Origin of the sequence: Andreprevotia sp. IGB-42 (genome assembly GCF_009848685.1) — a bacterium.
Lineage (GTDB): Bacteria > Pseudomonadota > Gammaproteobacteria > Burkholderiales > Chitinibacteraceae > Andreprevotia.
The window spans coordinates 1-26,292 of the sequence record NZ_WXTX01000015.1 but is presented as its reverse complement, the minus strand read 5'-3'; the positions used below and the strand labels follow the sequence as shown (position 1 = coordinate 26,292).

The window sequence follows — 26,292 nt, the reverse complement described above, 5'->3', positions numbered from 1 at the left end:
GGGCCGGCGCTGCTAGAATGGCGGCTGATTCCGCCGTCCCTGCCCAGCCCATGCCCCATACCTTTCTCTGGCACGACTATGAAACCTTCGGCGTCGTGCCGCGCCGTGACCGCCCCGCGCAGTTTGCCGGCATCCGTACCGATGCCGAGCTGAACGAGATCGGCGCTCCGGTCGAAGTATTCTGCCAGCCGACCAACGATTGGTTACCTGATCCGCAATCGTGCCTGATCACCGGCATCACCCCGCAACATTGCCTGGACGTGGGCGTGCCCGAGTTCCGCTTTGCTGAAGCGATCGAGCGTGAGCTATCCGCCCCCGGCACCATCGGTGTGGGCTACAACACCATCCGTTTCGATGATGAAGTCACCCGCCACCTGTTCTGGCGCAACCTGATCGACCCGTACGCGCGCGAGTGGCAGAACGATTGCGGCCGCTGGGATATCCTCGACGTGGTGCGCACCACCTGGGCGCTGCGCCCCGATGGCATCGTGTGGCCGGAAAACGACGAGGGCAAAACCAGCTTCCGGTTGGAGCACCTGACCCGCGCCAATGGCTTGGCGCACGAGGCCGCGCACGATGCGCTGTCGGACGTGCGCGCTACCATCGCGCTGGCCAGGCTGATCCGCAATGCACAGCCCAAGTTGTTCGATTTCTGCCTGGGTTTGCGCAAGAAGGATGCGGTGCTCAAGGAGATCGGCAGCGCCCCCCGACCATTCATTCATGTATCGGGCATGTTCGGTGTCGAGCGCGGCTGCATGGCGCTGGTGTACCCGCTGGGCTGGCACCCCGGCAACAAGAACGAACTGATCGTGTGGGATCTGGCATCCGATCCGGCCGAGCTGTTTGCGCTGGATGTGGCGGCCATCCGCGAGCGCATGTTCAGTCGTGCGGCAGACCTGCCCGAGGGCGTCAGCCGCCTGCCGATCAAGACCATCCATATCAACAAATCACCCATCGTGATCGGCAACCTGAAAACGCTGCAGCCGGCGCAGGCCGAACGCTGGGGCATCGATTTTGCATTGGCGGAACGCCATGCGGCTGCATTGCAGGCCGGCCCTGATCTGGCTGGCAAGTGGCCGGAGGTGTTCAAGCGTGATCTGGCGCCGATCAAGGACGTGGATCAGGATCTGTACAGCGGTTTCATCGGCAACGAAGATCGCCGCACGCTGGCACGGGTGCGCAGCCTGAGCCCGGAGCAACTGGCGCAGGCGCGGCCTGATTTCGCTGACCGGCGCCTGGGTGAGCTGCTGTTCAACTACCGCGCCCGCAACTTCCCCGCCACGCTGACCGAGGCCGAACAGCAGCGCTGGCAGCAACTGCGCATCGAGCGGCTGTTTGAAGGTCGTGACGGCTATACCACGCTGGAAGCGTACAGCGAGCAGATCGATACGCTGGCCGAGGCCGCAGGGGAGGCGGGCGATGCTCGTGCCGAGGCCATACTGGCCGCGCTGTATGATTATGCCGACCTGATCGCCCCGGAATACTGAGAACCCCGTGAGATACACGCTGCGCCAACTGGAAGTGTTCGTCGCTGTCGGCCGTTACGAAAGCGCATCCCGCGCGGCCGAGGAGCTGGGGCTGTCGCAATCGGCCACCAGCACCGCGCTGGCCGAGCTGGAAAAGCAGTTCGATATCCGGCTGTTCGATCGCTTCGGCAAGCGGCTGCAACTGAACGAACTGGGCCGGCAATTGCTGCCCAAGGCCATCGAGCTGCTAGACCGCGCCGATGAAGTGGAGGCCGCGCTCAATGGCGAAGCCGGCGTTGGCCACCTGCGCATCGGTGCCACGCTCACCATCGGCAATTATCTTGCCACGCTGCTGGTGGGCGAGTATCTGCGCCGCCACCCGGCCAGCCATATCAAGATGGCGGTACATAACACCGCCACCGTGGTGCAGCAGGTGGCGCATTTTGAACTGGATTTCGGCCTGATCGAGGGCGATTGCCAGCACCCCGATCTGCAGGTGGAAAATTGGGTGGCCGATGAACTGGTGATTTTCTGTGCGCCCGAGCATCCGCTGGCCAGAACCGGCAAGGCCACGCTGGCCGAGCTGACGCGCGTGCCATGGATCGTGCGGGAAACCGGCTCGGGCACGCGGCAGACCTTCGATGCCGCCATGCGCCATGTGTTGTCGAAGCTGGATATCCGCTTGGAGCTGGAGCATACCGAGGCGATCAAGCGCGCGGTGGAATCCGGCCTGGGTATCGGCTGCATTTCGCGGCTGGCGCTGAAGGATGCATTCCGCCGTGGCAGCCTGGTACCGATCCATGTGGACGGGCTGGACCTGTCGCGGCAATTCCACTTCGTGGTGCACAAGCAGAAGTTCCGTACCCCCGGCATGCTCGAGTTCCTGCAGTTGTGCCGCGACGTGGCGGAAAACGTCTCGGTCAGCGACGAGATCGTGCTGCTGAACCGCGCGGCACCCATGCTGGCCGGGGCGGACCGGCTGGGTAGCTGATTGCCGCACCCCGGCGCCGTACAGCGGCGCATCGTATTACGGACAAGGGCGGCCCGCGGGCCGCCCTTGTTGCTACCTGCTGCCTGCCCGGGTTTAGCGGGCGATGATCAGCAACTGGTTCAGGTACTGCGCATCGAACGCATGGTTGGCACCTTCATCGACACCGTATTCGAAAACATGGGCGCCGGCGGCAGTCGGGGTGATCTGGTAGTTGAACGTGCCGTCCTGCAGGTAATCCACGGCGGCCAGCATCGGATTGCTGCTGTAGCTCCAGCCGCTGCCGTTGAACCACTGCGCGCCCTTGGTGCCGACAAAACCGGCCCAGCGCTCCACCAGCGCATTCTTCTTGCTGTTGGCTTCCACCTTCACGTTGACGGTGATGCTCTGGCCCACGTTCACGTAGAGCGGCTTGTCGCTACCGTTGGCGGTGACGGTGATTTTCGGGGGCTGCACGCCACTGAGCGTGCTGTTGTAGAGCACGGTGCCCTTGAGCGCGGCATTGGCGCCCTCGCAATGCTGCTCGAAATTGGCGGCAAAACGGTCGATATCGCCATTGGTCTTGTAGGTCAGTTCGAGTACGTCGAAACGGCCAGTGACCGTATTGCAGCCGCGGCCGCTACCGCTGACATTGAGCCCCGGCTTGGTGATGCTCTGGAATGGAAAACGTTGCGCCTCTTCATACGCCTGCACCAGCAGCGGAACCTCGCCCGGTGCAGCAAAATCGAGTGACCACCAGGCAGTGCCGCCGTTGAAGCTGACGCTGACCCCCTTGTCGAAGTTCTTGTTGATGGTGAAGGTGCCATCCGTTTCCTGCCAGGTGGCATTCTTGCCCTGGCCGATATAGTCGCCGGGTTCGCTTTTGAACTGCAGCGATGTGGTGGCCTGTGCGGCAACGGCGGTCAGCAACAGGGCAACACTGAGAACGAGCTTGCGTAGCATGGGTTTTCATCCTGATCGGGTTGAACATGCCCGGCCTTGCAGCCGGAGCGGATGAAGCAGTTCTTTACTGCTTCAAATCAACACATTACGTGGATGTTTTCTTTCACTTGCCGCGTGTAACGCATGTGGAAGACGCGGGTGATGAGAGCCAGGTTGCAGCAAAAAGGCCAGGCAGCAAGCGGGTATGAATGGCGCTATCGCGCCCGGCAGGCGTTGGTGCCAGCCGGGCTAACCGGGAAAAATACCCGGTGCGGCAGGGCATTTGCGCGCCCGGGCGGCTGCCCAGCCGCCGCATTAGCAGTTATCCTGCCGCCATGAATCTGCTCCGCTCCCTGGCCGCCGTCAGTTCGATGACGCTGGTGTCCCGCATCCTCGGCTTTGCGCGCGAGGCCATCGTGGCGCGCTACTTTGGCGCCAGCGTCGCTACCGACGCATTCTTCACCGCATTCCGCCTGCCCAACCTGCTGCGGCGCATTTTTGCCGAGGGGGCGTTCTCGCAAGCCTTCGTGCCCATCCTGGCCGAATACAAAACCCAGCAGGGCGAGGAGGCCACGCGCACCTTCATTGCCTACGTATCCGGCATGCTGACGCTGATCCTGGCGCTGGTGACCTTGTTGGGCGTGCTGGCGGCGCCGGTGCTGGTGTGGATTACCGCATCGGGCTTCCGTGATGATCCGGCGCGGTTCGACCTGACTGCGCACATGCTGCGCATCGTTTTTCCGTACATCTTCCTGATTTCGCTCTCGTCGCTGGCTGGCGCGGTGCTCAATACCTGGAACCGTTTCTCGGTGCCGGCGTTCGTGCCCACCTTGCTCAATGTGTCGATGATCGTGTTTGCGCTGTTCGTCTCGCCCTATTGCAACCCGCCCATCATGGCGCTGGCGTGGGGCGTGCTGGCAGGGGGCATCCTGCAACTGGCGTGGCAACTACCGTACCTGAAGCAGATCGGCATGCTGGTGCTGCCACGGCTGCGCTGGAAAGATGCGGGGGTGTGGCGGGTGATGCGGCAGATGGGCCCGGCCATCCTCGGGGTATCGGTTGCGCAAATCTCGCTGCTGATCAACCTGAGCTTTGCCTCCTACCTGCCGGCCGGGTCGATCTCGTGGATGAACTACGCCGATCGCCTGATGGAGTTTCCCAATGGCCTGCTCGGCGTGGCGCTCGGCACCATCCTGTTGCCATCGCTTTCCAAGACCTTTGCCAACAAAGACCACGCCGAGTACTCGCGGCTGCTGGACTGGGGCTTGCGGCTATGCCTGATGATGGCGCTACCTGCATCGGCGGCGCTGGCCATCCTGTCCGGCCCGCTGATTGCCTCCTTGCTGCAGTACGGCGCTTTCCATACCGATGACACGCTGAAAACCCAGTACGCATTGCTGGCGTATACGGTGGGCCTGTCGGGCTTCTTGCTGGTGAAGGTGCTGGCGCCGGGCTTCTATGCGCGGCAGAACCTGCGCACGCCGGTGAAAATCGCCATCTTCACGCTGGTGCTTACCCAGTTGATGAACCTGGCTTTCATCGGCCCGCTCAAGCACGCCGGCCTGGCGTTGTCGATCGGCCTGGCGTCGTGCGCCAATGCCGGGCTGCTGTACTGGAAGCTGCGCAAGCAGGGTGTATTCCAGCCGCAGCCGGGCTGGACCCCATTTCTGCTGAAGCTGGTGGTTGCGGTGGTGGTGATGTCTGCGGTGCTGTTCGGCATCCTGCATGTGATGCCGGCCTGGGATCAGGGGCTGATGGTGATGCGTTTGCTGCGCCTGGCGGTGGTGGTGGCGGCAGGCCTTGCCGCCTACTTCGGTACGCTGTTCGCGCTGGGTTTCAGGCTGGCCGATTTCTCGCGCCGCGCTGCATAGCCGTCAGCGGCAGCGCCATGGCTTGGCGCTGCCGGATCATGCAGCCGGCCTGAGCGTATGTGGGCGCTGATCAGGCCGCGTACAGCACGAATACCGTCGGGCGCTTGTGCAGGTCTGGCTTGGCGCCCTTGCGCCATGCGGCTACGCTCTGGCTGAGGATGTATTCGCTGGTGGTGGTGATGTCGCAGGCCACGGTCAGCTGGCTGCCCGGTGCCAGCGTGGCCAGCAGTGCATCGAACAGCGCGCCGTTGCGGTAGGGCGTTTCGATGAACAGCTCTGCCTGCTGTTGCTTGCGTGATTCCAGCTCCAGCTTGCGGATGGCCTCGATACGGCCGGCGTCCTGCGTGGGCAGGTAGCCGTTGAAGCGGAATTTCTGGCCATTGGCGCCAGCGGCCATCAGCGCCAGCAGTATGCTCGACGGCCCCACCAGCGGCGCCACGCGGATGCCGCGCGCGTGCGCCAGCTTCACCAGGTTGGCACCGGGGTCGGCCACGCCGGGGCAACCGGCTTCGGACATCAGGCCCACATCGTGGCCAGCCAGTAGCGGTGCCAGCAGCGCTTCCAGCGCGGCGTCCCTGGTGTGTTCGTTCAGTTCTTCCATCCACAGCGTGCGCAGCTCGTGCGGGGTGCCGATGATCTTGAGCATGGCGCGTGCGGTTTTGGGTGCTTCCACGATGAAGTGAGTCAGCTTTTGCGCGGTAGCGATCACGTCGGCCGGCAATACGGATGCCAGCGTGTCTTCCCCCAGCGGTACGGGGATCAGGTACAGGGTGCCCTTGGTCGTCATGTCATTGTTCTCTTGCTCGCTTATAAAACCGGCAGGCCGGCCTGATCCAGCATGCCCACCAGCGCAATCAGCGGCAGGCCGATCAGCGCGGTGGGGTCGCTGCTGGCCACGCGGGCGATCATGGCAATGCCCAGTGCTTCCACCTTGGCGCTGCCGGCGCAATCGTAGGGTTGATCGCGCTGCAGATAATGTTCGATCTGCGCATCGCTGTACTCACGCATGGTCACATTGGTGACGTCCACCGCAGATTGCGTATGGCCGCTGTGTGCGTCGTGCAGCGCCAGCGCGGTATGGAACTGCACCGTCTTGCCGCGCATGGCCTGCAGCTGCAGCACTGCGCGCGCATGCGTGCCGGGTTTGCCCAGTTGCGCGCCATCGAGCAGCGCCACCTGGTCGGAGCCGATCAGCAGTGCACCCGGGTGGCTGGTGGCCAGTGCCCGTGCCTTGGCGATGGCCAGGCGCACGCTGGTGGCTGCCGCGGTTTCGCCGGCTAGCGGGGTTTCGTCGACGCCGGGGCTGGCGGTTTCGAAAGGCAGGCCCAGCCGGGCCAGCAGTTCGCGCCGGTAGGGCGAGGTGGAGGCCAGCACCAACTGGCGCTGCGGGGGCGTTGCGGCGGGAAGCGGTTGTTTTTGCATGGGAAATCGCCACGGGGTTACGGATAAAAAGCTTTGACATCAGCTGGGCGCGGATTGTATCATGCGCGGTTTCCGACTCGTCCCGACTTGTTTTCAGTAAAAGTCGTGCCGGGTGTAGAACAGGTTCAGACACGGATATGCCGGTCATTCATAGTGCCGATTTTGCCCGCGAGGGCGGTGTGCTTGAAGGGGCTTTGCCCTTGGCCGATCTTGCGCGCGTGCGTGACCGGCTGGTCGGCACGGAAGGTAATATGGTCTGGCGCCTCAAGGGTGGTGTGGACAAGCTGGAACGCCCATGGCTGGAAGTGAGCCTGACGGGTGAGCTGGTGTTGACCTGCCAGCGCTGCTTGCAGCCCATGCCTTGGCCCTTTGTCGTGGATACCCGTTTTACGCAGTTTGCCGATGAGGCAACTGCCGACGATGCAGAAATGCTCGATCCGGATGTCGACACTCTGGTGATCGATCCGGCGATGTCGGTGGAAACCTTGCTGGAAGATGAATTGTTGCTGGCTTTGCCCTTTGCGCCCACGCATGCAGTATGCGATGCCCCGCAAGAGCAGAACCTGCAAGACAAACCGAATCCGTTTGCAGTCCTGGCTGGTTTGAAAACCAGGAAAGCGGAATAATTGAACTTAAGTACTGGTTTTCAAGGAGTTTTGACATGGCTGTTCAACAGAATAAAAAATCCCCGTCCAAGCGCGGCATGCATCGCGCCCACGACTTCCTGGCTGCCCCGGCAGTCTCGATCGATCCGAACACCGGCGAAGCACATCGCCCGCATCACATTTCCCCGAATGGCTTCTACAAAGGCCGTCGCGTGATCAAGGCCAAGGGCGAGTAATTCGTCAAAAGCCTTTATAACCAATTGGTTATGAAAACGGCGCAAGCGGGCAACCTCGCTTGCGCCGTTCGCCATTCTGGAACCCCATGGACATTACCGTAGCCGTTGACGCGATGGGCGGAGACCACGGCGCGCACGTTACCGTGCCTGCCGTCCTGCGTTTCCTTGACCGCCATCCGGATGTGAACGTCGTGCTCGTCGGCCTGCCCGATGCGCTGGAGACCGAACTGCGTGCACGCAAGGCCGGCATCGGCCCGCGCCTGCGCATCCATCCGGCCACCGAGATCGTCACGATGGACGAATCGCCACAGTCGGCGTTGAAGAACAAGAAAGATTCTTCGATGCGCGTGGCCATCAACCTGGTGAAATCGGGCGAGGCCAATGCCTGTGTATCCGCCGGCAATACCGGCGCACTGATGGCGACGGCCCGTTTCGTGCTCAAGACCATCGAAGGGGTGGAGCGCCCGGCCATCGCCAAGATGATGCCGACCGCCACCGGTGGCGAAACCTGTGTGCTGGATCTGGGTGCCAATGTCGATTGCACGCCGGAGCAGTTGCTGCAATTCGGCATCATGGGCGCATCGCTGGTCTCTGCGGTGCAGCACAAGGACCGGCCCAGCGTGGGTTTGCTGAACATCGGCTCTGAAGAAATCAAGGGCAATGAATCGGTGAAGGCGGCGGCCGAGCTGCTGCGTGCCAGCAAGCTCAACTTCCATGGCAATGTGGAAGGCAACGAGCTCTTTACCGGTACTGTCGATGTGATCGTTGCCGATGGCTTTACCGGCAACGTGGCGCTGAAAACCACCGAGGGCCTCGCCAAGATGCTGGCCGAGTTCCTGCGTGAGGAATTCACCCGTACCTGGTGGACCAAATTGCTGGCGGCGCTGGCCTGGCCGGTGCTCAGCCACTTCAAGAAGCGCGTGGATCCACGCCGCTACAATGGCGCATCGCTATTGGGCCTGAAAGGGATTGTGGTAAAAAGCCACGGCGGTGCAGACCAGATGGCGTTCTACTGGGCACTCAAGCAGGCAGTGACCGAGGCACAATCGGGGCTGATCCAGCGTATTACCGAAGAGGTGAGCGGGCAGCTTGCCGATCTGGCCGCCCGGCCCGATGCCAGCACGGCTGCCGTCGCCCCCTAGCAGCAGAACTAATCAGAAAAGAGAGACGCCATGTACGCGCGTATCGTCGGAACCGGCTCCTACCTGCCGGAAAAAATCCTCACCAATGCCGAGCTGGCCACCCGCGTGGACACCAGCGATGAATGGATTGCCTCGCGTACCGGTATCCGCGCCCGCCACGTGGCCGCGGATGACGAAAAAACCTCCGACATGGCGCTGCATGCGGTCACGCGCGCGCTGGAAGCGGGTGGTGTAGCGCTTGAAGAAGTCGATCTGCTGATCGTTGCCACCACCACGCCGGACAATATTTTCCCGTCCACTGCCTGCCTGCTGCAGGAAAAGCTGGGTGTGCATGGGTTCCCGGCCTTTGACGTACAGGCCGTGTGTGCCGGCTTCATCTACGCACTGGCAACGGCCAATGCAATGATCCAGAGCGGTATCGCCAGGTGTGCAGTGGTGGTGGGCGCGGAAAAGCTCACCAACCTGATCAACTGGGATGACCGCGCCACTTGCGTGCTGTTCGGCGATGGCGCCGGCGCCGTGGTGCTGCGCGCATCGGAAGAGCCGGGCATCCTGGCTACCCAGCTGCATGCTGACGGCCGCTACAGCAACATCCTCAAGGCCGAGGGTCGCGTCAAGCAGGGGGCTATCGATGGCAACCCGTATATCTATATGGAAGGCAACGCGGTATTCAAGTTTGCCGTGCGCGCTCTCGCCGATGTGGCGGAGAAAACGCTGGCTGCTGCTGGCTTGCAGCAATCGGATGTCGACTGGCTGGTGCCGCACCAGGCCAACCTGCGCATCATCGAATCCACCGCCAAGCATTTGCATCTGCCGATGGAGCAGGTGATCGTTACCGTGGACCGCCATGGCAATACCTCGGCGGCGTCGATTCCGCTGGCACTGGATGCCGGCGTGAAAGATGGCCGCATCAAGCCGGGCCAGACCCTGTTGCTGGAAGGGATTGGTGGTGGCTTTGCCTGGGGCTCCGTGCTCGTCAAGTTTTAGTCGGAACGGCGCAGCAATGCGCCGTTTTGCCGCGTCTGCACTCATCGCAGACGCCCCCGCAGTGATCCACATGTATCAAGATTTGCCGCATGGGCAAATCCGCAAGGAGATGAAAATGACGCTTGCTTTCGTATTTCCGGGCCAGGGCTCGCAATCGATCGGCATGATGAAGGGCTTCGACGGCAATGCTGCCGTGCGCGAAACCTTCGAGGAAGCCAGTGCCGCACTGGGCCAGGATCTGGCTGCCATGTGTGCAGAGGGCGCCGATGCTGCGGTGATCAACGCCACCATCAACACGCAGCCGTTGATGCTGACCGCCGGTGTGGCGGTCTACCGTGCGTGGCGCGCGGCCGGTGGCGCGGCGCCCGCTGTGGCGGCCGGCCATTCGCTGGGTGAGTACTCGGCGCTGGTGGCCGCAGGCAGCATTGCCTTTGCCGATGCGGTCAAGCTGGTGCGCGTGCGTGCCGAGGCCATGCAGTCGGCGGTGCCGGAAGGCGAGGGCGCGATGGCGGCCATTCTGGGCCTGCCCGATGACGTGATCGTGGCCGCGTGCCTGGAAGCGGCGCAGGGCGACGTGGTCGAGGCAGTCAACTTCAACTCGCAAGGCCAGGTGGTGATTGCCGGCAGCAAGGCGGCAGTCGAGCGCGCCATGGCGCTGTGCAAGGAAAAGGGCGCCAAGCGTGCATTGCCGCTGCCGGTATCGGTGCCGTCGCACTGCGCACTGATGAAGCCTGCTGCAGACAAGCTGGCCGTGGTGCTGGCGGACATCCAGATTGCCGCGCCGCAGTTTCCGGTCATCCACAATGTGGACGTGACCGCCTGCGCAGAGCCGGCGCAAATCCGCGATGCGCTGGTGCGCCAGCTGTACCGTCCAGTGCGCTGGGTGGAAACCGCGCAGAAGATTGCTGCCGATGGCGCAGGCGTGATCGCCGAGTGCGGCCCCGGCAAGGTGCTGGTGGGCCTGAACAAGCGCATCGCCGAAAATGCCCAGCATGTGGCGCTGACCGATGCCGCAGCGTTCGATGCACTCAAGGCGCTGCTGTAAAGCGCTGTTGTTGCAGATATGCCACTACGGGTGGTCGGGTAAAGATTGATAGGCATCCTGCGTGTGACGCAGCTTGCCGCACAGGGAGAAACAACATGAGTCTTGCAGGCAAAGTCGCGCTGGTTACCGGCGCATCGCGCGGTATCGGCCAGGCTATCGCGCTGGAGCTGGCGGCGCAGGGTGCCATCGTCGTGGGCACCGCAACCAGTGATTCCGGTGCCGAAGCGATTACCGCTTATCTGAAATCGGCCGGTGCACAGGGCGCCGGGCTGCGCCTGGACGTGACCGAGGAAGGCGCTTGTGAAGCGCTGGTGGCACAGGTTGAAAAGGATTTTGGCGGTATTGCCGTGCTGGTCAACAATGCGGGCATCACCCGTGATAATTTGCTGATGCGGATGAAAGACGAGGAATGGGATGCCATCATGGATACCAACCTCAAGCCGGTTTACAAGCTCTCCAAGGCGGTAATGCGTGGCATGATGAAGGCCCGCTGGGGCCGTATCATCAATATTGCCTCCGTGGTCGGCGCGACCGGCAACCCTGGTCAGACCAATTATTCGGCTGCCAAGGCGGCATTGTTCGGCTTTACCAAATCGCTGGCGCGTGAAATCGGCTCGCGCGGCGTGACGGTGAATGCGGTGGCGCCGGGCTTCATCGATACCGACATGACGCGGGGCCTGCCGGATGAACAAAAGGCCGCGCTGGTGCAGAATATTGCACTGGGGCGCCTGGGTGAACCCAGTGAAATTGCCGATGCCGTGGGGTTTCTGGCATCCAGCAAAGCGAATTACGTTACCGGTCAGACTTTGCATGTGAACGGTGGCATGTACATGAACTAAAGGTCAAATCCGGCATCGCGGGCGGCCTCAAACGCCCGTTTTTCCGGATTGATTTGATGCGTGTTTAAGCCATGTTGTCCCGGCTTAACTTTGCGCGAGGCGTTTTTTTGGTACAATGCGCTCGCTTTTTTTATTCCCTTAAATGGCTAAGGTTAAATCCATGGAAAACATCGAACAGCGCGTGAAGAAGATCGTTGCTGAGCAACTGGGCGTGCCGGAAACGGACGTCAAGAACGAGTCCTCCTTCGTGAACGACCTCGGCGCCGATTCCCTCGACACCGTTGAACTCGTGATGGCCCTCGAAGAAGAATTCGAGTGTGAGATTCCGGACGAAGAAGCCGAAAAGATCACTACCGTCCAGCAAGCCATCGACTACGTGTCCGGCAACCTGGACAAGTAATACCTGTCTTGAGAAGACCTCTGCTGCGGCCCGTCAAACGGCTGCACAGAGGTCTTGTTCCATCCGGCGCGCGCAAAGCTGTTTGAAATGCGCATCGCCGCCAGTCTGGAGAATTCCCGTGTCCAAACGCAGAGTCGTCGTCACCGGCCTCGGTCACATTTCCCCGGTGGGTAACGACGTTGCCACCGGTTGGGCCAACCTGCTTGCCGGCCAGTCCGGCATTGGCCAGATCACCCGTTTCGATGCTTCCGACCTTGCCTGCACGATTGCCGGCGAAGTGAAGGGCTTCGATGTGACCCAGTACATCACGGCCAAGGAAGCGCGCCGGATGGACGTCTTCATCCACTACGGCATCGTTGCTGCCTTGCAGGCCATTGCCGATGCCGGGCTGGATGATGTTCCCAATCTCGACAAGACCCGCGTTGGCGTGAACATCGGCTCCGGTATCGGCGGCCTGCCGCTGATCGAGGAAACCGATGGCGACCTGCGTGCAGGTGGCCCGCGCAAGATCGGCCCGTTCTTCATTCCCGGCTCGCTGATCAACCTGATCGCCGGCCATGTCACCATCCTCAAGGGCTACCAGGGCCCCAGCTACGGCATCGTGTCTGCATGCACCACCGGTGCGCACAGCATTGGCGATGCCGCGCGTGCCATCGTCTATGGCGATGCCGACGTGATGGTGGCCGGTGGCGCCGAAGGCGCGATCTCGCGGCTGGGCATCGGCGGCTTTGCCGCGATGAAGGCGCTGTCTACCCGCAACGATGATCCGCTGACCTCGTCCCGCCCGTGGGACAAGGGCCGCGATGGCTTCGTGATGGGCGAGGGCGCCGGTGTGGTGGTGCTGGAAGAATACGAACACGCAGTGAAGCGTGGCGCCCGTATCTACGCCGAATTCGTCGGCTTCGGCATGAGCTCGGATGCATACCACATCACTGCCCCCAGTGCGGAAGGCCCGGCACGTGGCGTAGCCAACGCGCTGCGCGATGCCGGCATCAATGCCGATCAGGTCGATTACGTGAACGCGCACGGCACCTCCACGCCGCTGGGCGATGCCAATGAAACCAATGCGCTCAAGCTGGCGTTCGGTGATCACGCGAAGAAGCTGGCAGTGAACTCGACCAAGTCGATGACCGGCCACTTGCTGGGCGGTGCCGGCGGGGTTGAAGCGGTGTATTCCATCCTGGCGATGTACAACCAGGTTTCGCCACCTACCATCAATCTCTTCGAGCAGGATATCGAGGGCGGTTGCGATCTGGACTACGTGGCCAACACCGCGCGGGACATGAAAATCGATGTGGCGATTTCCAATTCCTTCGGGTTTGGCGGCACCAACGGCACGCTGGTGTTCAAGAAGTTCTGATACCGGGCTCTCTCCGCCGTACGAAACCCCACGCATGCGTGGGGTTTTTTCATGGCCACCAGCGCCGTGGCGCGGGTTAAGCGCACAGCGCCTGTTGCAGATTGCACACAGCTGCTGCCCGGCATACGCAAATGCCAAATTGTCTACTGGCAAGCTGCTGCAATGGCGCTTACCCTGCAACGCATATGCAGCAGGGATGATGGCGATGTGGAAATGGGTGCTGGGTATTGCCGGTTTGTTGATTTCGCTGATGGCAGGTCCGGTGTGGATCGTGGCGGGCCTGTTGCTGGGCATGCTGATCGATGGCAGCAAGGATGGCCGGGTCGAATCACTGCTGGCGCGTATCGATACGCTGGAAACACAAGCCCGGGAATTGCGTGATCGCCTGCACAAGCTGGAGGTGGAGCGATTCCGCATCCGGCAAGCCAGCCCGGAGCACGCCCGGGCTGCCACGACCACAGTACCGCAGCCCCAAGCGGAGCCGGATGCAGTGAAGGATGCCGCGCGACCGGCTTCCCCATTGGCAGACCTGCTGCCTGCCGGGGCAACGTCGCCAGCCCAAGCTGCGACTGCCGATCTGCCACTGTCGCTGGATATGGCACCGACCGCATTGCCGGCTGCTACAGCGCCGCAGGATATGCTGTCGCTGCCTGCCGCAGAGGCTGATGCGCTGGCCGCAGCCCGCAATGCCACCCCCGCCGCGAGCCAGCCTGCAGCGGCATCACCACCGGCCATTGCACGGCCACCCCGCAAGCCGCCCGCCCCCGATCTTTTCGAGCAGGCGTTTGCTGCAGCCAAAGGCTGGCTGTTTGGCGGCAACACCGTGGTGCGCATGGGCATCCTGATCCTGTTTTTCGGCGTGGGCTTCCTGATCAAGTACGCGGCAGACCACAGCATGCTGCCGGTGGCGTTCCGTCTGGCGGGTGTGGCGGTCGGGGCGATTGCGCTGCTGGTTACCGGCTGGCGGCTGCGCGAGCGGCGCCGAGGCTACGCGCTGATCCTGCAGGGCGGTGGCGTGGGCATGCTCTACCTCACCAGCTTTGGCGCGCTCAAACTCTACCACCTGCTGCCGCCGGTGCTGGCCATGGGCCTGATGGTTGCGCTGTGCGGGCTGTCGGCTTTCATCGCCATCCGCCAGGATGCCCGCTCGCTGGCGGTGATGGGCAGCATAGGCGGTTTTCTGGCGCCCATCCTCACGTCCACCGGTGGCGGCAGCCATGTGATGCTGTTCAGCTACTACGCGTTGCTCAATGCCGGCATTTTCGCCATTGCGTGGTTCAAGGCGTGGCGGCCGCTCAACCTGGTGGGCTTCTTCTTCACCTTCGGCATTGGCGCCGCATGGGGCGTGCAGGCGTATTCCCCCGGGTTGTTTGCCAGTACCGAGCCTTTCCTGTTGCTGTTCTTCCTGTTTTACGTGGGCATTGCAGTGCTGTATGCGGCGCGGCAATCGAGCGACATCAAGCATTACATCGACAGCACGCTGATTTTCGGCACGCCGCTGGTGGGCTTCGGCTTCCAGGCACGGCTGATGCAGGATTTCGAGTTTGGCTTGGCGTTCAGCGCGGCCGCGTTGTCGGCGTTTTACCTGTTGCTGGCGGCGTGGCTGCTGCGCACCGCGCGCGGGCGTTCACGCAGCGTGGCAGAGGCGTTCTTCGCGCTGGGCATCATCTTCGGCACGCTGGCGATTCCGCTCGCGCTGGATGCGCGCTGGACCAGCGCTGCATGGGCGCTGGAAGGGGCGGCAGCGGTGTGGGCGGCCCTGCGGCAGAGCCGCAAGCTGGCGCTGGCGTTCGGCTTGCTGCTGCAACTGGCTGCGGGTGTGTCGTACGGGCTGGATAGCCATGCGGTGGCCGATATCGCGTTCCTCAACCACCACTGCGGCGGGCTGCTGCTGGCGCTCAGCTGGCTATTCAGCGCGTGGCAGCTGCAACGTGATGCCGCCGCGTGGCGCCAGGGCCTGAGCTGGGTCTACGGTGGCCTGGGCCTGTTGATCTGGCTGGGCGTGCTGGTGGAAGAGCTGTTGCGGCTGCACCAGGGGGGCATGGTGGCATGGCTGGGGCTGGCCACCTTGACGGCGTGGCTGGCCAGTGTGGCCAGCAGCAGGCTGACGTGGCCGGCTGCCCGTTGGCCGGCATTGTTGTTGCCGGTGGTATTGCTGTGCGTGGCCCTGGCTAACGCATCACCTTACCTGGACGGCAGGGTTACAGGCTGGTGGCAGCCACTGGCGGGTATGGCCGGCCTTGCATGGCTGACCGCGCTCGCCAGTGCCTGGTACCTGCTGTACAGGCATGATGGGAAGGCCGAACACGCGCTGCTGCTGATGTTGCATGCGGTGCTGGGTGGAAGCGCCGCATTGCTGCTGGCCTGGCAGCTGGGTGCCTGGCTGGACCAAGCGCTGCCCGATAGTGACTGGGCCATTTCGGCATGGGCGGCCGTGCTGGCGGCAGCGCTGCTCTGGCTGGCCAGCAATGCGCCGCGCTGGCAGCGCTGGCCGTTCCCGCGGTACCTGCATGCCTATGCGCGTTTTGCTGCCGGATTCTGGACGTTGCTGTTGCTGGGCTGGTGCGTGCTGGCAACCGGGCTGGCGGCAGATGCACAGCCGTTGCCGTATCTACCGCTGCTGAACCCGGTTGACGTGGTGATGGTGCTGACCTTGTTCGCACTGTGGTGCTGGGCGCGGCCGCTGCAACTGGCGTTGCTGCGCGATGCCGGGCAGGACGCAACCGGCAGCCCGCCCATCGTGGCCAGCGTGATGGCTGCACTGGTGTTCTTGTGGCTGAATGCCGTGCTGTTGCGCACGCTGCACCATTGGGGCGGCGTACCATGGGATATCGAAGCACTGGGGCGTTCGGCGCTGGTGCACACGGCGCTGTCGATTTTCTGGAGCTTGCTGGCGCTGGCGGTGATGTTCACGGCCACGCGGCGTGCGGCACGTCCGGTGTGGTTTGTCGGCGCGGCGTTGCTGGCTGTGGTGGTGGTCAAGCTGTTCGCGGCGGATCTGTCCAACCTGACCGGCGTGATGCGTATCGTGTCTTTCATCGGCGTCGGCGTATTGCTGCTGCTGATCGGCTATGTATCGCCGCTGCCGCCGGCCCGTGCGGCGGCGGATGCGCCGCAATGAAACTTCAAGGGATCGGCCACTCATGTTGAAGAATGCCCTGCTGTTGACCGTGTTGCTGGCAACGCCGGCCTGGGCGGCCGGCGTGCCGGCGGCCAGCGCGTTTGCGCGCCATGCCGAGCTGAAGATGGCCGGCGATACCGCCATCTATACGCTGGATTTGCCGGCAGACGTCTACCGCTACACCACGCGCAGCGATCTGGGTGACCTGCGGGTGCTCAACGGTGCGGGCGAACCGGTGCCGTATGCGCTGTCGTCGCTGCCGGCGGTGAACGAGGTCAGGCAGGCACCGCTGGCAGTACCGTATTTTCCGCTGCCGCAGGCCTTGGCGGATGCCGGCGATGTGTCCGTCACCGTCAAGGCAACCACCGATGGTGCACTGGTGGCGGTGCAGCAGCATGGCGATGCCAAGGCTGCAGGCGCCACGCAGTATTTCATCATCGATGCCAGCCATATCAAGCGCCCGCTGGATACGCTGACGCTGGACTGGACAGAAACCGGCTTCCAGGGCCGCGTGCAGGTGGAAGTGAGCGACGATTTGCGCCAATGGGCATTGCTGACCAGTGCCGATGTGCTGCGCCTGCAGCGCAACGGCCAGTTGCTGGATGCGCGCGGTATCGATCTGGGGGGCGTGCGTACGCGTTACCTCAAGCTGCGCTGGCTGACTCCCTCACCCACGCTGCAGGGCGTCAGCGTCACGCCGGGCGCCACGCAGGTGGAAACCCGCCGGGTGTGGTTCGATGCCACGCCCACCGGTGTGGATGCCGCCAGTGGCGAATACCGTTTTACCTCGCCAGCTGCTGCAGCCATCGACCGCGTGCGCATTACGCTGCCGCAAACCAATACGCTGGTGGCCGCCAGCCTGCTGGCCCGTAACGATGGCAGCGACAAATGGCGCGAAGTGGCGCGCACGCAGCTATACCGGCTGCAGCGTGCCGACGGTGAAACCGTCAGCGGGCCGCTTGCCATCTGGCCCACGGCGCGGCGTGAATGGCTGCTGCGCGTGGATACCCGCGGTGGCGGCTTGGGGCAGGGGCAGGCCGGCGTGCAACTGGGCTGGTTGCCGCAGAAGCTGACTTTTGTGGCGCGTGGCACGCCACCGTTCACGCTGGCATATGGCTTGCGCGGGCTCGATAGTGCGGCGCAGCCATCCGGCGCACTGCAGATTGGCGAGACCAAGCCCGCACCGGCGGAAGTGGGCGCTATCCAGGATGGCACGCCACAGCCTGAGCCACTTTTTGCCCCCGAGCAATTGCGGCGCTGGGCGCTGTGGGGCGTGTTGCTGGCAGCGGTGCTGGTGCTGGGCCTGATTGCCTGGCGGCTGGGCAAGGCGCTGCCCGCAGCGGAAAACGACGGTCACTGACCGCGTTATCCGGCGGCCAGCCGGGCCATCGGCAGCAGCGGGTCGTGCACACCCTGCACGATCGCCATCAGCTTGGCGCGCGCACTTGATACAATCGCGCCATGCCGATTCAAACCCTTGCCTTCATCCCTGACTTGGCCGCGTTGGCCGCCTCTACCCCGGCGGCCTTTCCCGGTGTGCTGCAATCCTCCGGCACGCAAGGTTGGGATGTGTTGTTTGCGTTGCCGCAAGCGCGGCGTATCTACCGCCATGATGAGCTGGCTGCTTTCCTGCATGATCTGGATACCTTGCCGGTGCATGCCGGGCAGGACCACGCGCTGCCTTTCCTGGGGGGCTGGCTGGTGTACGCCGGTTATGAGCTGCTGGAAGCATTCGAGCCCACGGTGCCGTTGCGCGGAGATGAGCAATTTCCCGCCGCCGCGCTGATCCGCTGCCCGGCCGCGGTGCTGGTGGACCGTGGCGCGCAACAGGCTTTCCTGGTGGCAGAAACCGATGACGCATTGCAGGCGCTGGCAGCGCTGGTGGCTGCCGCACCGGTATGGCAGGCCAGCCCGCTGTCGGTGGCCAGCGTGAGCGAGGATGACGCTGCCGCATTCCTGGCCGGTGCACAGCGCTGCAAGGACTATATCGTTGACGGTGAGGTATTCCAGGTGAACCTGTCGCGCGGCTGGCGCGTGCAGCTGGCATCGGGTAGCCCGTATGATCTTTATGCCGCGCTGCGGGCCGCCAACCCGGCGCCGTTCTCTGCGCTGCTCAACCTGGGTGAGCAGCAGATCGTCAGCTCGTCGCCAGAGCGGCTGGTGAAGGTGTCAGGTGGCGTGGTGGAAACACGGCCGATTGCCGGTACGCATCCGCGTGGTGGTACGCCGGCCGAGGATGAGGCGCTCAAGCAAAAGCTTATCAGCACGGTGAAAGAGCGCGCCGAGCACATCATGCTGGTCGATCTGGAGCGTAACGATCTGGGCCGCATTGCGGTGCCGGGCAGCGTGGAAGTGGACGAATTGATGGCCGTGGCCAGCTATGCGTTCGTGCATCATATCGAATCGAACATCCGCGCGCGCTTGCAGCCGGGCACTACGGTACGGCAGGTGCTGCGGGCGCTGTTTCCCGGCGGCACCATCACCGGTTGCCCCAAGGTGCGTTGCATGCAGATCATCCGCGAGCTGGAAGATGCCCCGCGCGCGGCTTATACCGGTAGCCTTGGCTACGTGGGCGTCGACGGGCGCATGGATTTCAACATCTTGATACGGACCTTCATGCAGCAACAGCAACAGCTTTACTTCCGCGCCGGTGCCGGCATCGTGGCGGATTCGGATCCGGCGCGCGAGCTGCAGGAAACCCGCCACAAGGCACGCGGCCTGCTGCGCGCGCTGGGGGTGGCCGGATGATGCACCGACTGGTCAACGGCAAGGCCAAGGATGCGCTCAGTTTGGCTGACCGCGCATTTCAGTTCGGCGACGGGGTATTCCGCACGTTGAAGATGGTGGATGGCGGCGTGCCGTTCTGGCTGCGCCAGCTCGACCGCCTGACCCACGATGCCGCGGTGCTGGGCATCGAGGCGCCGTCGGCCAGCGACTGGCTGGCTGACATGGCGTGGCTGCACAAGCAGGGCGTGCGCGATGCCGCGCTCAAGTTCATCGTGACGCGCGGCGAATCGCAGCGCGGGTATGCCTACCCGGATGTGGTGAAGCCCAACCGTATTGCGCAGGCCGCGCCGTTGCCGGTGTACGCCGATGTGCTGTTCAGCGAAGGCGCCACCGTGCGCTGGTGCGATACCCGCACCAGTTGGCAGCCCCGGCTGGCCGGCATCAAGCATCTGAACCGGCTGGAAAACGTGCTGGCCCGCAATGAATGGCGCGACAGTGCCATCTTTGAAGGCCTGATGTGTGACCGCGATGGCGCAGTGGTGGAAGGCGTGATGAGCAATATATTGCTGCTGGAAGGCAAATCGCTGGTGACCCCCAAGCTGGAAACTGGCGGTGTATCCGGCGTGATGCGTGGCGTGGCGCTGGAAGCGGCTGCACGGCTCAATTGGGCGGTGAGCGAAAACAACGTCACCCCCGAGCGCCTGCTGCGCGCCAATCGCGTGTGGCTGTGCAACAGCCTGGCCGGCATCGTGCCGGTACGAGCGCTGGCGGGCCGCCATTGGGAACCCCACGCCGCCGACCTGCAATTGCAGGAAGTGATCACCAAGATGGCAACGGAAGAGACTGTATGTTTTTGAAGCACGCCGTGCTGGCCGCCACACTGATGGCTACGCTGGCACAGAGTGGCATCGCGCATGCCGAAGAATACTACAAGCCTGATCCGGCCAAGCTGGCCGCGCTGGAGGCCAAGCGCTGCAGTGGCCTGTACCGAGAAGGCCGGCTGATCCGCACCCGCCTGGCAGGCGGCGTGAACCATAGCTACGATGTGGAAAAAATGAAAAAGCGTTTGACCGAAGTGGATAACGATTACGGCCAGTACTGCCTGAACTGGCAGCCACCCGTAACCCCGAAACCCACCGCCAGGCCCCGCGGCAAGCATTGATGGCGATAGCCAGTAACGCTGCAAGTATTCGCTGACCGCCCTTGTAACCGCCTGTGGCAGCCCCCAAATGATGGATGAGCCCAAATAATGGGCGTGCATTGCATCATGCGGAGCCCGCTTTGACTTCCCCCCAATCCCTGATCGAAAAAGCCGGCGTTGCCCGGCTGCCCACCCCTTACGGGGTATTCACCGCGCATGCCTACCGTGCAATGAGCGATGGCGTGGAGCACCTGGCCGTGACCATGGGCGAGCCCGCTGGCGAAGCCACGCTGGTGCGCCTGCATTCCGAATGCCTGACGGGTGATGTGTTTGGCAGCCTGCGCTGCGATTGCGGCGAGCAATTGAACCGCGCATTGCAGCTGATCGCCGATGAAGGCCGTGGCGTGCTGTTGTACTTGCGCGGCCACGAAGGCCGCGGCATCGGCCTTGCCCACAAGATCAGCGCCTATGCATTGCAGGACAAGGGCCTCGATACCGTGGACGCCAATGCCGCATTGGGCCTGCCCATCGATTCACGCAGCTACGAAATGGCCTCGGCCATGCTGCACGATCTGGGCGTGACCACGGTACGGCTGATGAGCAACAACCCCAAGAAAATCGCCGCACTTGAAGCCGCCGGCATCCCGGTGGCAGAGCGCGTGCCGCACGCTGTGGAATCCAACCCGGAAAACCACCACTACCTGGCCACCAAGCGGCTGCGCATGGGGCATTTGCTCAAGTAGTTCTGGCGGATTGCCTGCGTAAACAGGAGGATGCCGGATACTGCATTGTTTCAGGCCCTATCACTGGCGAAGTGACTTCTGTGCCTCTTTGCTGTTTGGATGTATTGGAATAGCACTAACTGTTCTTGTTTTTTATCATCAACAGTTAGTGGCTGTTGATCCTTATTAAGGATCGATCCTTTAAAGAAGGCATTATCCATATTCGCTCTACGCGAATGAGATCGTCATACTCACCAAAATCCGGCATGCACGAATAATTTGAACTAATATCAGATACTGAACTCGATATTTCAAGATGGTGCGGATTAAAAACCTCCATCCTGATTTGGATTGTCCCATTTGGGTTAAGCAAATAAGATGTATCGCTGACCACTTTGTCGGTATTGCCGTCAAATTTCCGATAGATGGCCATGGTCAAAAACAGCCTTCCTGGCTCAGTCTCCTGGAAGGCGTAAGTGAGAGATTCCCGCAGGTGGTCGTCCAAAAAACTGACGCCAATTACCTTATCAGCCACATCCAAAAAGCAGTATGGCTTATCAACAGAGCCCACCAGCACGGTGTATTGCTGCTTACTGGCGTGTGCAGCCCTTGCTTGAGCTTCGGACCAAGACATAGTGGACTTTTTCTTGGCGCGAAACCATGACTTGCAGGAATAAATTTCACGGTCCATCAATGAATTCTCGCATTAATGTCCTGGATCAGCACGCCTGCACGTTCGGCTGCCTCTGGAACTGATTGTGGAATTGGGCGAAGCTGGACCGGAACTTCCAGGTAATGCTGGCCAAATAACGGCTGACCAGCCAAGTTTCCACTGGAAGGAATATGCGCAACTTTTGCATTGACCGTGTACTTGGCAATAAATTCATTTATATGGCCAACTACTTTCTGCTCTTGAACCTCGGAAAGCTGCGTAAAGTTACGGGAAACAATTTCACCAGCAGTTGGATTGTACGAATCAAGGCGGGTATATCCAGAACCCTTGGGCTGTTGATGTAAACTTCATTATACGGGTAAGCCACAGAGCGTTCAGCGTTGAAGTCGTTTCCTTGGTCGAGACGCCGTAGCCACGCCGGCTTGCCACTTATACGCGGAGTGGTTGCTGCGCATCAACTGCACTGTCTGGAACTACATCTACTTAACCTGATTACCTCCCATCATACCTAGCCAAAAATTGCTCAACAGAATATATGCCCGGCTCACACCAATCATAATAATCTGATGTAACAAAAATCACGCCAGATACCACATTGCAAACAGCAGCAACCAAATTAACAAAGTCTGGAGACTCATCATATAACGGGCTGTCAGATGATAGCTGATAACTCAATCCAGCTTTTTCCCATCCCTGCGCAATCTCATTAACATCAAGCCCTACGCAATACTCTCCATTTAAGTATTCAATTGCAGGTTCGATATCGAAGTCTTGAAAGCTCTTTCTCAAATAACATGATAAACCTCCAACAATGACAGTGTAAGCGTCTGAGGTTAAAGTAACTTCCCCATCAATAGTCTCCCCTGTCAAGACATCGCTAATGACAACTTGCTGTTGAGCACGCAAACTCTCCTGAATCGAACTCAACGACAAATCCGTGATCTGCCCAGAAGGAATAATTTCAAGTTTAGTAGTCATCACAACCCTCCCTTCACAATTATGCCATCACGCACATGTATCAAACCGCCCTTGGCATCCAGCAGTATTTCTTGGAATGCATTTGATCTGAAGATATTTGGCTTAGACCCATTGATATATTCAGTGAGTGCAGTGCTTAAAATATTCGGCGTCTCAACATGCAAAACCGTACGTTGCAGAGTACCTGCTGGCAGGCTTTGATTGCTTGTAGCAAGCATCTTTTCTGCCTTTAATATTTCATCCGCATTGTCTCGAATAACTCGAAACACATTCTTTACGTTGTCAGTCGGCAGTCTCTTTAACGAAACCGGCACATGCTCACCTGCGGAATTAATGAAATACCCCTCGATTCCTCGCCGATTAGCGTTCTCAGCAAAGGCAAAATTCCCCCCGCCTTGTAAATCACCAAAGCGTATGGCCTGCACATCTTCACCAGTCTTATAGACACCGGACACCACAGTTTTGACACTGTCTGGAACCAAGGACTCTGCCCCATCAGCATCGTCCGAAAGCCTGTCGCCGAGGCCACTCAGTTGGTCTTGTACTTCTTTGATGCGCTGTTGGCGCTCTGCAAGTCGTTGGGCCTGAATGCCCTCAGTGCGCTGGCCAAGGCGGGAATACTTGGGGCGATCAGGGAAAAGCCGAGCGAATTCTTCCGGGCTTAGTTCTTCTTCGCTGATTGATGTGCTTGCACGCGCTCCGTGATCAGCGTCACGTTCTGTGCCTTCAGGTCTTGCCACGCCTGGTCCCGCAGCTTCTGGCGCTGCGCGTCCATCACCCCCCCTGAAGGTTTCCCAATTGAGGTCTGCGTTTTGGATGAAATCGTCGGTTCGGGTTGTTTCTGTTCCATCTTGAATACCTACCTTGCGCCAGAAATCCCGAGCACTCGGGATCATGTCGATAATATGAACCGCATCCGGTTGATTCGCAACAATGCTTTCAACGATGCGTTTGCCTATCCCTGCACCACGCAGAATCGGCGAACATCGATGTCGTGAATCGCGCGGATGTCCCCAAACGGGTCAACTTGAGCCAGCAACACAGCACGCCGCCAGTCTCTCCCGCGCTCGGCCCTGCCACATAGCCGCTACCTTCCGCTGGCATCACCTCATGCGTATCCGCCAGCTTGTCGGTCCTGGCGTGCGCTTCTGCCAATGGCGCAAGGTTGAAAGGCTGCCCTTGGCCGCTCAATACGGGCTGCTGTAATACGGGCTGCTGTGAATCAGGTGCAATCTGCGTTGCTGGCGCTTGCATCTCTGCAACTGGCGGCACGGTCGTGACTGCGCCTGGTGTGGTCCGCGCCAATTCGGCTTGCGACTGCGAGCCGAGTAGGGGTTCTACCGCCAATTCAGCCCGCGCATTGGTCCACTGCTGCGGTACCGTATTGGCTTTTTGCACCGGCGTGGACCCGAACCTGATTGTCTGTGCGGCCGTGCAGGACTACCAGCGGTGGATTGGCAAAAGCTGATCGCTGGTCCGGATGTTGTTCCTGGATATCTGCAATCCGGCTGGCGGTTCCGGTATCGGATTGCTGGTCAATCTTCAGCGTGGGTGCAGTACGCTGTGGAATCTAACCCGGAAATAATATCATTACCTGGTCACCAAACGGCTGCATATGGGGCATTTGCTCAAGTAGTTCTGGCGGGCTGCGCATTGTAATTGGGTACATGCTTGGATGCTGCATTGCATCAATCTACTGTTGCGAGTAGTAGATTGCTTGCTGCCAGCCTTTCTTCAATCACTTGTCGAACAGTCGTTGCGTCGTACGACGATTGGCCATCAAGCTCACCAGAATCGTTAAAGGCTATTGAGCCACCAACTCAAATAGTGCCAAGACAACAACTGCCGCGGACAACTAGCTTCCGCGTGTTGTTACGGCACCCATCTGTGTTGTGTTGTCGGTCCCCGAGAGTTCTGCTGGGTATTTACCGAAGGAAACGCAGCGATGCTCATGCTCTCTCTTGCCGCGAACCAAAACTATTGGATTGGGGAAAATTTTGGATAGATTTTCCGGCTCATGTAATTGCATCTCTGGTGGGATGAGACCAAAACCTTCGAATGTGCGATCGACCGCTATTCGAGCCTCATCAAGTGAAAGCGGCAGCCGGCTTACTGGAACAAATACGCTATTGGACACATTCCCTCCGCGGAACGCCCAAGGTGCCCTGTGTGATGTTGAGCGAGCCTTCACCAAATTTGATGTAGACGCTGGACCCGGAACCTTCGTTTATTTACTCAATCACCTTGCAGGTGGTAACGGGTGTTCAGTAGTCCAATTCCAACCAGTAACCTCGACTATGTAATCTTCAAAATCACAAGCGGCCACAACAAAATCACATCTAAGGCGCAGCCAAATCACCAAATCCGATATCGATAGATTGAAGTCGTCTTTTCTAATTGCATCAGCAGGGTCGGAATCAATTTCGGCGTAATACCGGGCTCTATCCACTGGGTGAGTGGATGAAGTAATTTCTACATCTTCAATGTGTTTGTCATTTTCAAGCAAAGAAAATTCTACCCCGGGAATGCTAATACATTCCTTGAAGCCTAGAGCAAAAATACTTTCCATCTCGTCATGGTCAAAGCTGGTATCAATATAGAGTTTGCAGTACTCATCGGTCAACGTCCAAGTGTATATGCCAACGCGGATTGAATGATGCCATCTTTGATTGTGCCCCCCCCCATTGTTGCAGCTCGTGCATTTTAGCGTTGATAAACGAACTCGCAATCAAGTCGTCGAACTGTACCGGAGTAATTCGAATCCCGATATCGAGATCAGAACCCATGCCAACAGCTTTTTCGGGCTTAACCCTAAAGTAGAACCAACTTTACCATTAGATGTCGACAAAATCGGGAACAAGCGACTCTTTCTTTGGAACATCTAACGATACCGATCCCAGTCAGTAGGCTCGTCCGATGGGTTTTCTTCTTCATCTGTAGCCCACACGACTAATTTCTCCCCTGTCAGCCAGAGAGGAACTCCTGGCGTATCAACTAAATCTTCGATAGGAATCAGCGTAATTGATTCCCGCTGAGAAATTTGACGGCAAACACGAAAATTTCGACCCCCAATCCGTAAATCTACCAAGCGATGCATGTCAGGATACTCACCATATTCTGCCGAAATCACTTCCGGATGGGCGGTGAGCGCCTGACGCAATTCCTCCTCATTACCGGACTCAAGGTAATGAGATAGCGCATGCTTAAGTTGGCTCTGAATATTCACGCGCATTCCTAATTATCGAAAACTATAGAACCCTTTGGCGGCTCGCCATGAGGCCTGAATTTAATTGACAACCCTTCCTTTCCTGGTTTCATTCCTTGGAATAAGGTAGGAAAATCATCCACAAGTGATTGCCTCAAGATTGGTGCCGCCTTGAGTTTTGTACCAAACTGCTCTAACAGCACATCGCTTTGAACAAATAGGTCCAAATCAAATTTTTCCATATTGATTGGCTGGCCGAAGGTTGGCTTGTTAGGGTTACCTACTCGCCCCGTTGCAGAGCTACCTGTCAGTCCTATTTTCGCTGTCGGGTCTATAGTCTTAAATTCAGCCAACTCGGCTGAATTTAGCTTCGTCCCCAATGCACTATGAACATCACCGATGAAGCCATCAACCTTGTTTGTAACCCAGAAGCCTGCCTCACC

The 26,292-nt window shown here is 60.3% G+C and carries 27 protein-coding genes; 17 read left to right on the top strand and 10 right to left on the bottom strand.

Features of this window, described 5'->3' with window-relative positions; genetic code table 11:
- Positions 1-17: 17 nt before the first annotated feature.
- Together sbcB and IGB42_RS18955 are read left to right on the top strand one after the other, a co-directional pair.
- The gene (gene sbcB / locus IGB42_RS18960) at positions 18-1,487 is read left to right on the top strand and encodes an exodeoxyribonuclease I (RefSeq protein ID WP_236822645.1); all 1,470 of its coding nucleotides are present in this window, start codon (positions 18-20) and stop codon (positions 1,485-1,487) included.
- Positions 1,488-1,494: 7 nt separating this feature from the next.
- Positions 1,495-2,457: a LysR family transcriptional regulator gene (locus tag IGB42_RS18955; RefSeq protein WP_159674639.1), complete on the top strand. Its 963-nt coding sequence runs from the start codon at positions 1,495-1,497 to the stop codon at positions 2,455-2,457.
- A gap of 93 nt (positions 2,458-2,550) precedes the next feature.
- Here the strand turns inward: IGB42_RS18955 and IGB42_RS18950 are convergent, their stop codons facing one another.
- Positions 2,551-3,396, bottom strand: coding sequence for a hypothetical protein (locus tag IGB42_RS18950; protein ID WP_159674637.1), 846 nt, complete (start codon positions 3,394-3,396; stop codon positions 2,551-2,553).
- Positions 3,397-3,710: 314 nt separating this feature from the next.
- Here IGB42_RS18950 and murJ point away from each other — a divergent pair, with 314 nt between their 5' ends.
- Positions 3,711-5,246 (top strand): murein biosynthesis integral membrane protein MurJ, encoded by a 1,536-nt coding sequence (murJ, locus tag IGB42_RS18945; protein WP_159674635.1) that lies wholly within the window; start codon positions 3,711-3,713, stop codon positions 5,244-5,246.
- Between the two features lie 70 nt (positions 5,247-5,316).
- On the opposite strand, the gene IGB42_RS18940 is transcribed toward murJ, so the two are convergent.
- The gene (locus tag IGB42_RS18940; protein ID WP_159674633.1) at positions 5,317-6,033 is read right to left on the bottom strand and encodes an SAM-dependent methyltransferase; all 717 of its coding nucleotides are present in this window, start codon (positions 6,031-6,033) and stop codon (positions 5,317-5,319) included.
- 20 nt (positions 6,034-6,053) lie between these two features.
- A complete protein-coding gene (locus tag IGB42_RS18935) occupies positions 6,054-6,668 on the bottom strand; it encodes a Maf family nucleotide pyrophosphatase (RefSeq protein WP_159674631.1) in 615 nt (204 codons plus the stop codon).
- A gap of 200 nt (positions 6,669-6,868) precedes the next feature.
- Between IGB42_RS18935 and IGB42_RS18930 the strand changes: the two genes are divergently transcribed.
- From IGB42_RS18930 to ribA, 14 genes are all read left to right on the top strand, one after another.
- A complete protein-coding gene (locus tag IGB42_RS18930; protein WP_159674629.1) occupies positions 6,869-7,294 on the top strand; it encodes a DUF177 domain-containing protein in 426 nt (141 codons plus the stop codon).
- A gap of 35 nt (positions 7,295-7,329) precedes the next feature.
- The gene (rpmF, locus tag IGB42_RS18925) at positions 7,330-7,509 is read left to right on the top strand and encodes a 50S ribosomal protein L32 (protein ID WP_159674627.1); all 180 of its coding nucleotides are present in this window, start codon (positions 7,330-7,332) and stop codon (positions 7,507-7,509) included.
- An 86-nt stretch (positions 7,510-7,595) separates the two neighbouring features.
- Positions 7,596-8,651 (top strand): phosphate acyltransferase PlsX, encoded by a 1,056-nt coding sequence (gene plsX, locus IGB42_RS18920; protein ID WP_159674625.1) that lies wholly within the window; start codon positions 7,596-7,598, stop codon positions 8,649-8,651.
- Between the two features lie 30 nt (positions 8,652-8,681).
- Positions 8,682-9,638, top strand: coding sequence for a beta-ketoacyl-ACP synthase III (locus tag IGB42_RS18915; RefSeq protein ID WP_159674623.1), 957 nt, complete (start codon positions 8,682-8,684; stop codon positions 9,636-9,638).
- A gap of 115 nt (positions 9,639-9,753) precedes the next feature.
- Positions 9,754-10,683 (top strand): ACP S-malonyltransferase, encoded by a 930-nt coding sequence (gene fabD / locus IGB42_RS18910; protein WP_159674621.1) that lies wholly within the window; start codon positions 9,754-9,756, stop codon positions 10,681-10,683.
- Positions 10,684-10,778: 95 nt separating this feature from the next.
- On the top strand, positions 10,779-11,522 hold the full coding sequence (fabG, locus tag IGB42_RS18905; RefSeq protein WP_159674619.1) for a 3-oxoacyl-ACP reductase FabG: 744 nt from the start codon (positions 10,779-10,781) through the stop codon (positions 11,520-11,522).
- A gap of 160 nt (positions 11,523-11,682) precedes the next feature.
- The gene (acpP, locus tag IGB42_RS18900; protein WP_084092630.1) at positions 11,683-11,922 is read left to right on the top strand and encodes an acyl carrier protein; all 240 of its coding nucleotides are present in this window, start codon (positions 11,683-11,685) and stop codon (positions 11,920-11,922) included.
- 118 nt (positions 11,923-12,040) lie between these two features.
- Positions 12,041-13,282: a beta-ketoacyl-ACP synthase II gene (fabF, locus tag IGB42_RS18895; protein ID WP_159674617.1), complete on the top strand. Its 1,242-nt coding sequence runs from the start codon at positions 12,041-12,043 to the stop codon at positions 13,280-13,282.
- A 205-nt stretch (positions 13,283-13,487) separates the two neighbouring features.
- Complete coding sequence (locus IGB42_RS18890; RefSeq protein ID WP_159674615.1) at positions 13,488-16,403, top strand: DUF2339 domain-containing protein; 2,916 nt, start codon at positions 13,488-13,490, stop codon at positions 16,401-16,403.
- 22 nt (positions 16,404-16,425) lie between these two features.
- Complete coding sequence (locus IGB42_RS18885) at positions 16,426-17,763, top strand: DUF3999 domain-containing protein (RefSeq protein WP_159674613.1); 1,338 nt, start codon at positions 16,426-16,428, stop codon at positions 17,761-17,763.
- Positions 17,764-17,864: 101 nt separating this feature from the next.
- Complete coding sequence (locus tag IGB42_RS18880; protein WP_159674611.1) at positions 17,865-19,151, top strand: aminodeoxychorismate synthase component I; 1,287 nt, start codon at positions 17,865-17,867, stop codon at positions 19,149-19,151.
- On the top strand, positions 19,148-19,987 hold the full coding sequence (gene pabC / locus IGB42_RS18875; RefSeq protein WP_159674609.1) for an aminodeoxychorismate lyase: 840 nt from the start codon (positions 19,148-19,150) through the stop codon (positions 19,985-19,987). The genes IGB42_RS18880 and pabC overlap by 4 nt, the downstream gene beginning before the upstream one ends.
- The gene (locus IGB42_RS18870) at positions 19,978-20,292 is read left to right on the top strand and encodes a hypothetical protein (protein ID WP_159674607.1); all 315 of its coding nucleotides are present in this window, start codon (positions 19,978-19,980) and stop codon (positions 20,290-20,292) included. Before pabC ends, IGB42_RS18870 begins: the two co-directional genes overlap by 10 nt.
- Before the next feature lie 119 nt (positions 20,293-20,411).
- Entirely contained in the window at positions 20,412-21,014 is a 603-nt protein-coding gene (gene ribA, locus IGB42_RS18865) for a GTP cyclohydrolase II (RefSeq protein WP_236822644.1), read from the top strand.
- Between the two features lie 145 nt (positions 21,015-21,159).
- Here the strand turns inward: ribA and IGB42_RS18860 are convergent, their stop codons facing one another.
- From IGB42_RS18860 to IGB42_RS18830, 7 genes are all read right to left on the bottom strand, one after another.
- On the bottom strand, positions 21,160-21,684 hold the full coding sequence (locus IGB42_RS18860; protein ID WP_159674603.1) for a lytic transglycosylase: 525 nt from the start codon (positions 21,682-21,684) through the stop codon (positions 21,160-21,162).
- Positions 21,685-22,158: 474 nt separating this feature from the next.
- On the bottom strand, positions 22,159-22,644 hold the full coding sequence (locus tag IGB42_RS18855; protein WP_159674601.1) for a hypothetical protein: 486 nt from the start codon (positions 22,642-22,644) through the stop codon (positions 22,159-22,161).
- Positions 22,644-23,540 carry a hypothetical protein gene (locus IGB42_RS18850; protein ID WP_159674599.1) on the bottom strand — a complete coding sequence of 299 codons (897 nt, stop codon included), beginning with the start codon at positions 23,538-23,540 and terminating at the stop codon, positions 22,644-22,646. The genes IGB42_RS18855 and IGB42_RS18850 overlap by 1 nt, the downstream gene beginning before the upstream one ends.
- Before the next feature lie 959 nt (positions 23,541-24,499).
- The gene (locus tag IGB42_RS18845; RefSeq protein ID WP_159674597.1) at positions 24,500-24,781 is read right to left on the bottom strand and encodes a hypothetical protein; all 282 of its coding nucleotides are present in this window, start codon (positions 24,779-24,781) and stop codon (positions 24,500-24,502) included.
- A 102-nt stretch (positions 24,782-24,883) separates the two neighbouring features.
- The gene (locus IGB42_RS18840; RefSeq protein ID WP_159674595.1) at positions 24,884-25,267 is read right to left on the bottom strand and encodes a hypothetical protein; all 384 of its coding nucleotides are present in this window, start codon (positions 25,265-25,267) and stop codon (positions 24,884-24,886) included.
- A 258-nt stretch (positions 25,268-25,525) separates the two neighbouring features.
- Complete coding sequence (locus tag IGB42_RS18835; protein WP_159674593.1) at positions 25,526-25,870, bottom strand: hypothetical protein; 345 nt, start codon at positions 25,868-25,870, stop codon at positions 25,526-25,528.
- Positions 25,871-25,878: 8 nt separating this feature from the next.
- A partial coding sequence (locus IGB42_RS18830; protein WP_159674591.1) for a hypothetical protein occupies positions 25,879-26,292 on the bottom strand: 414 nt, incomplete at its 5' end.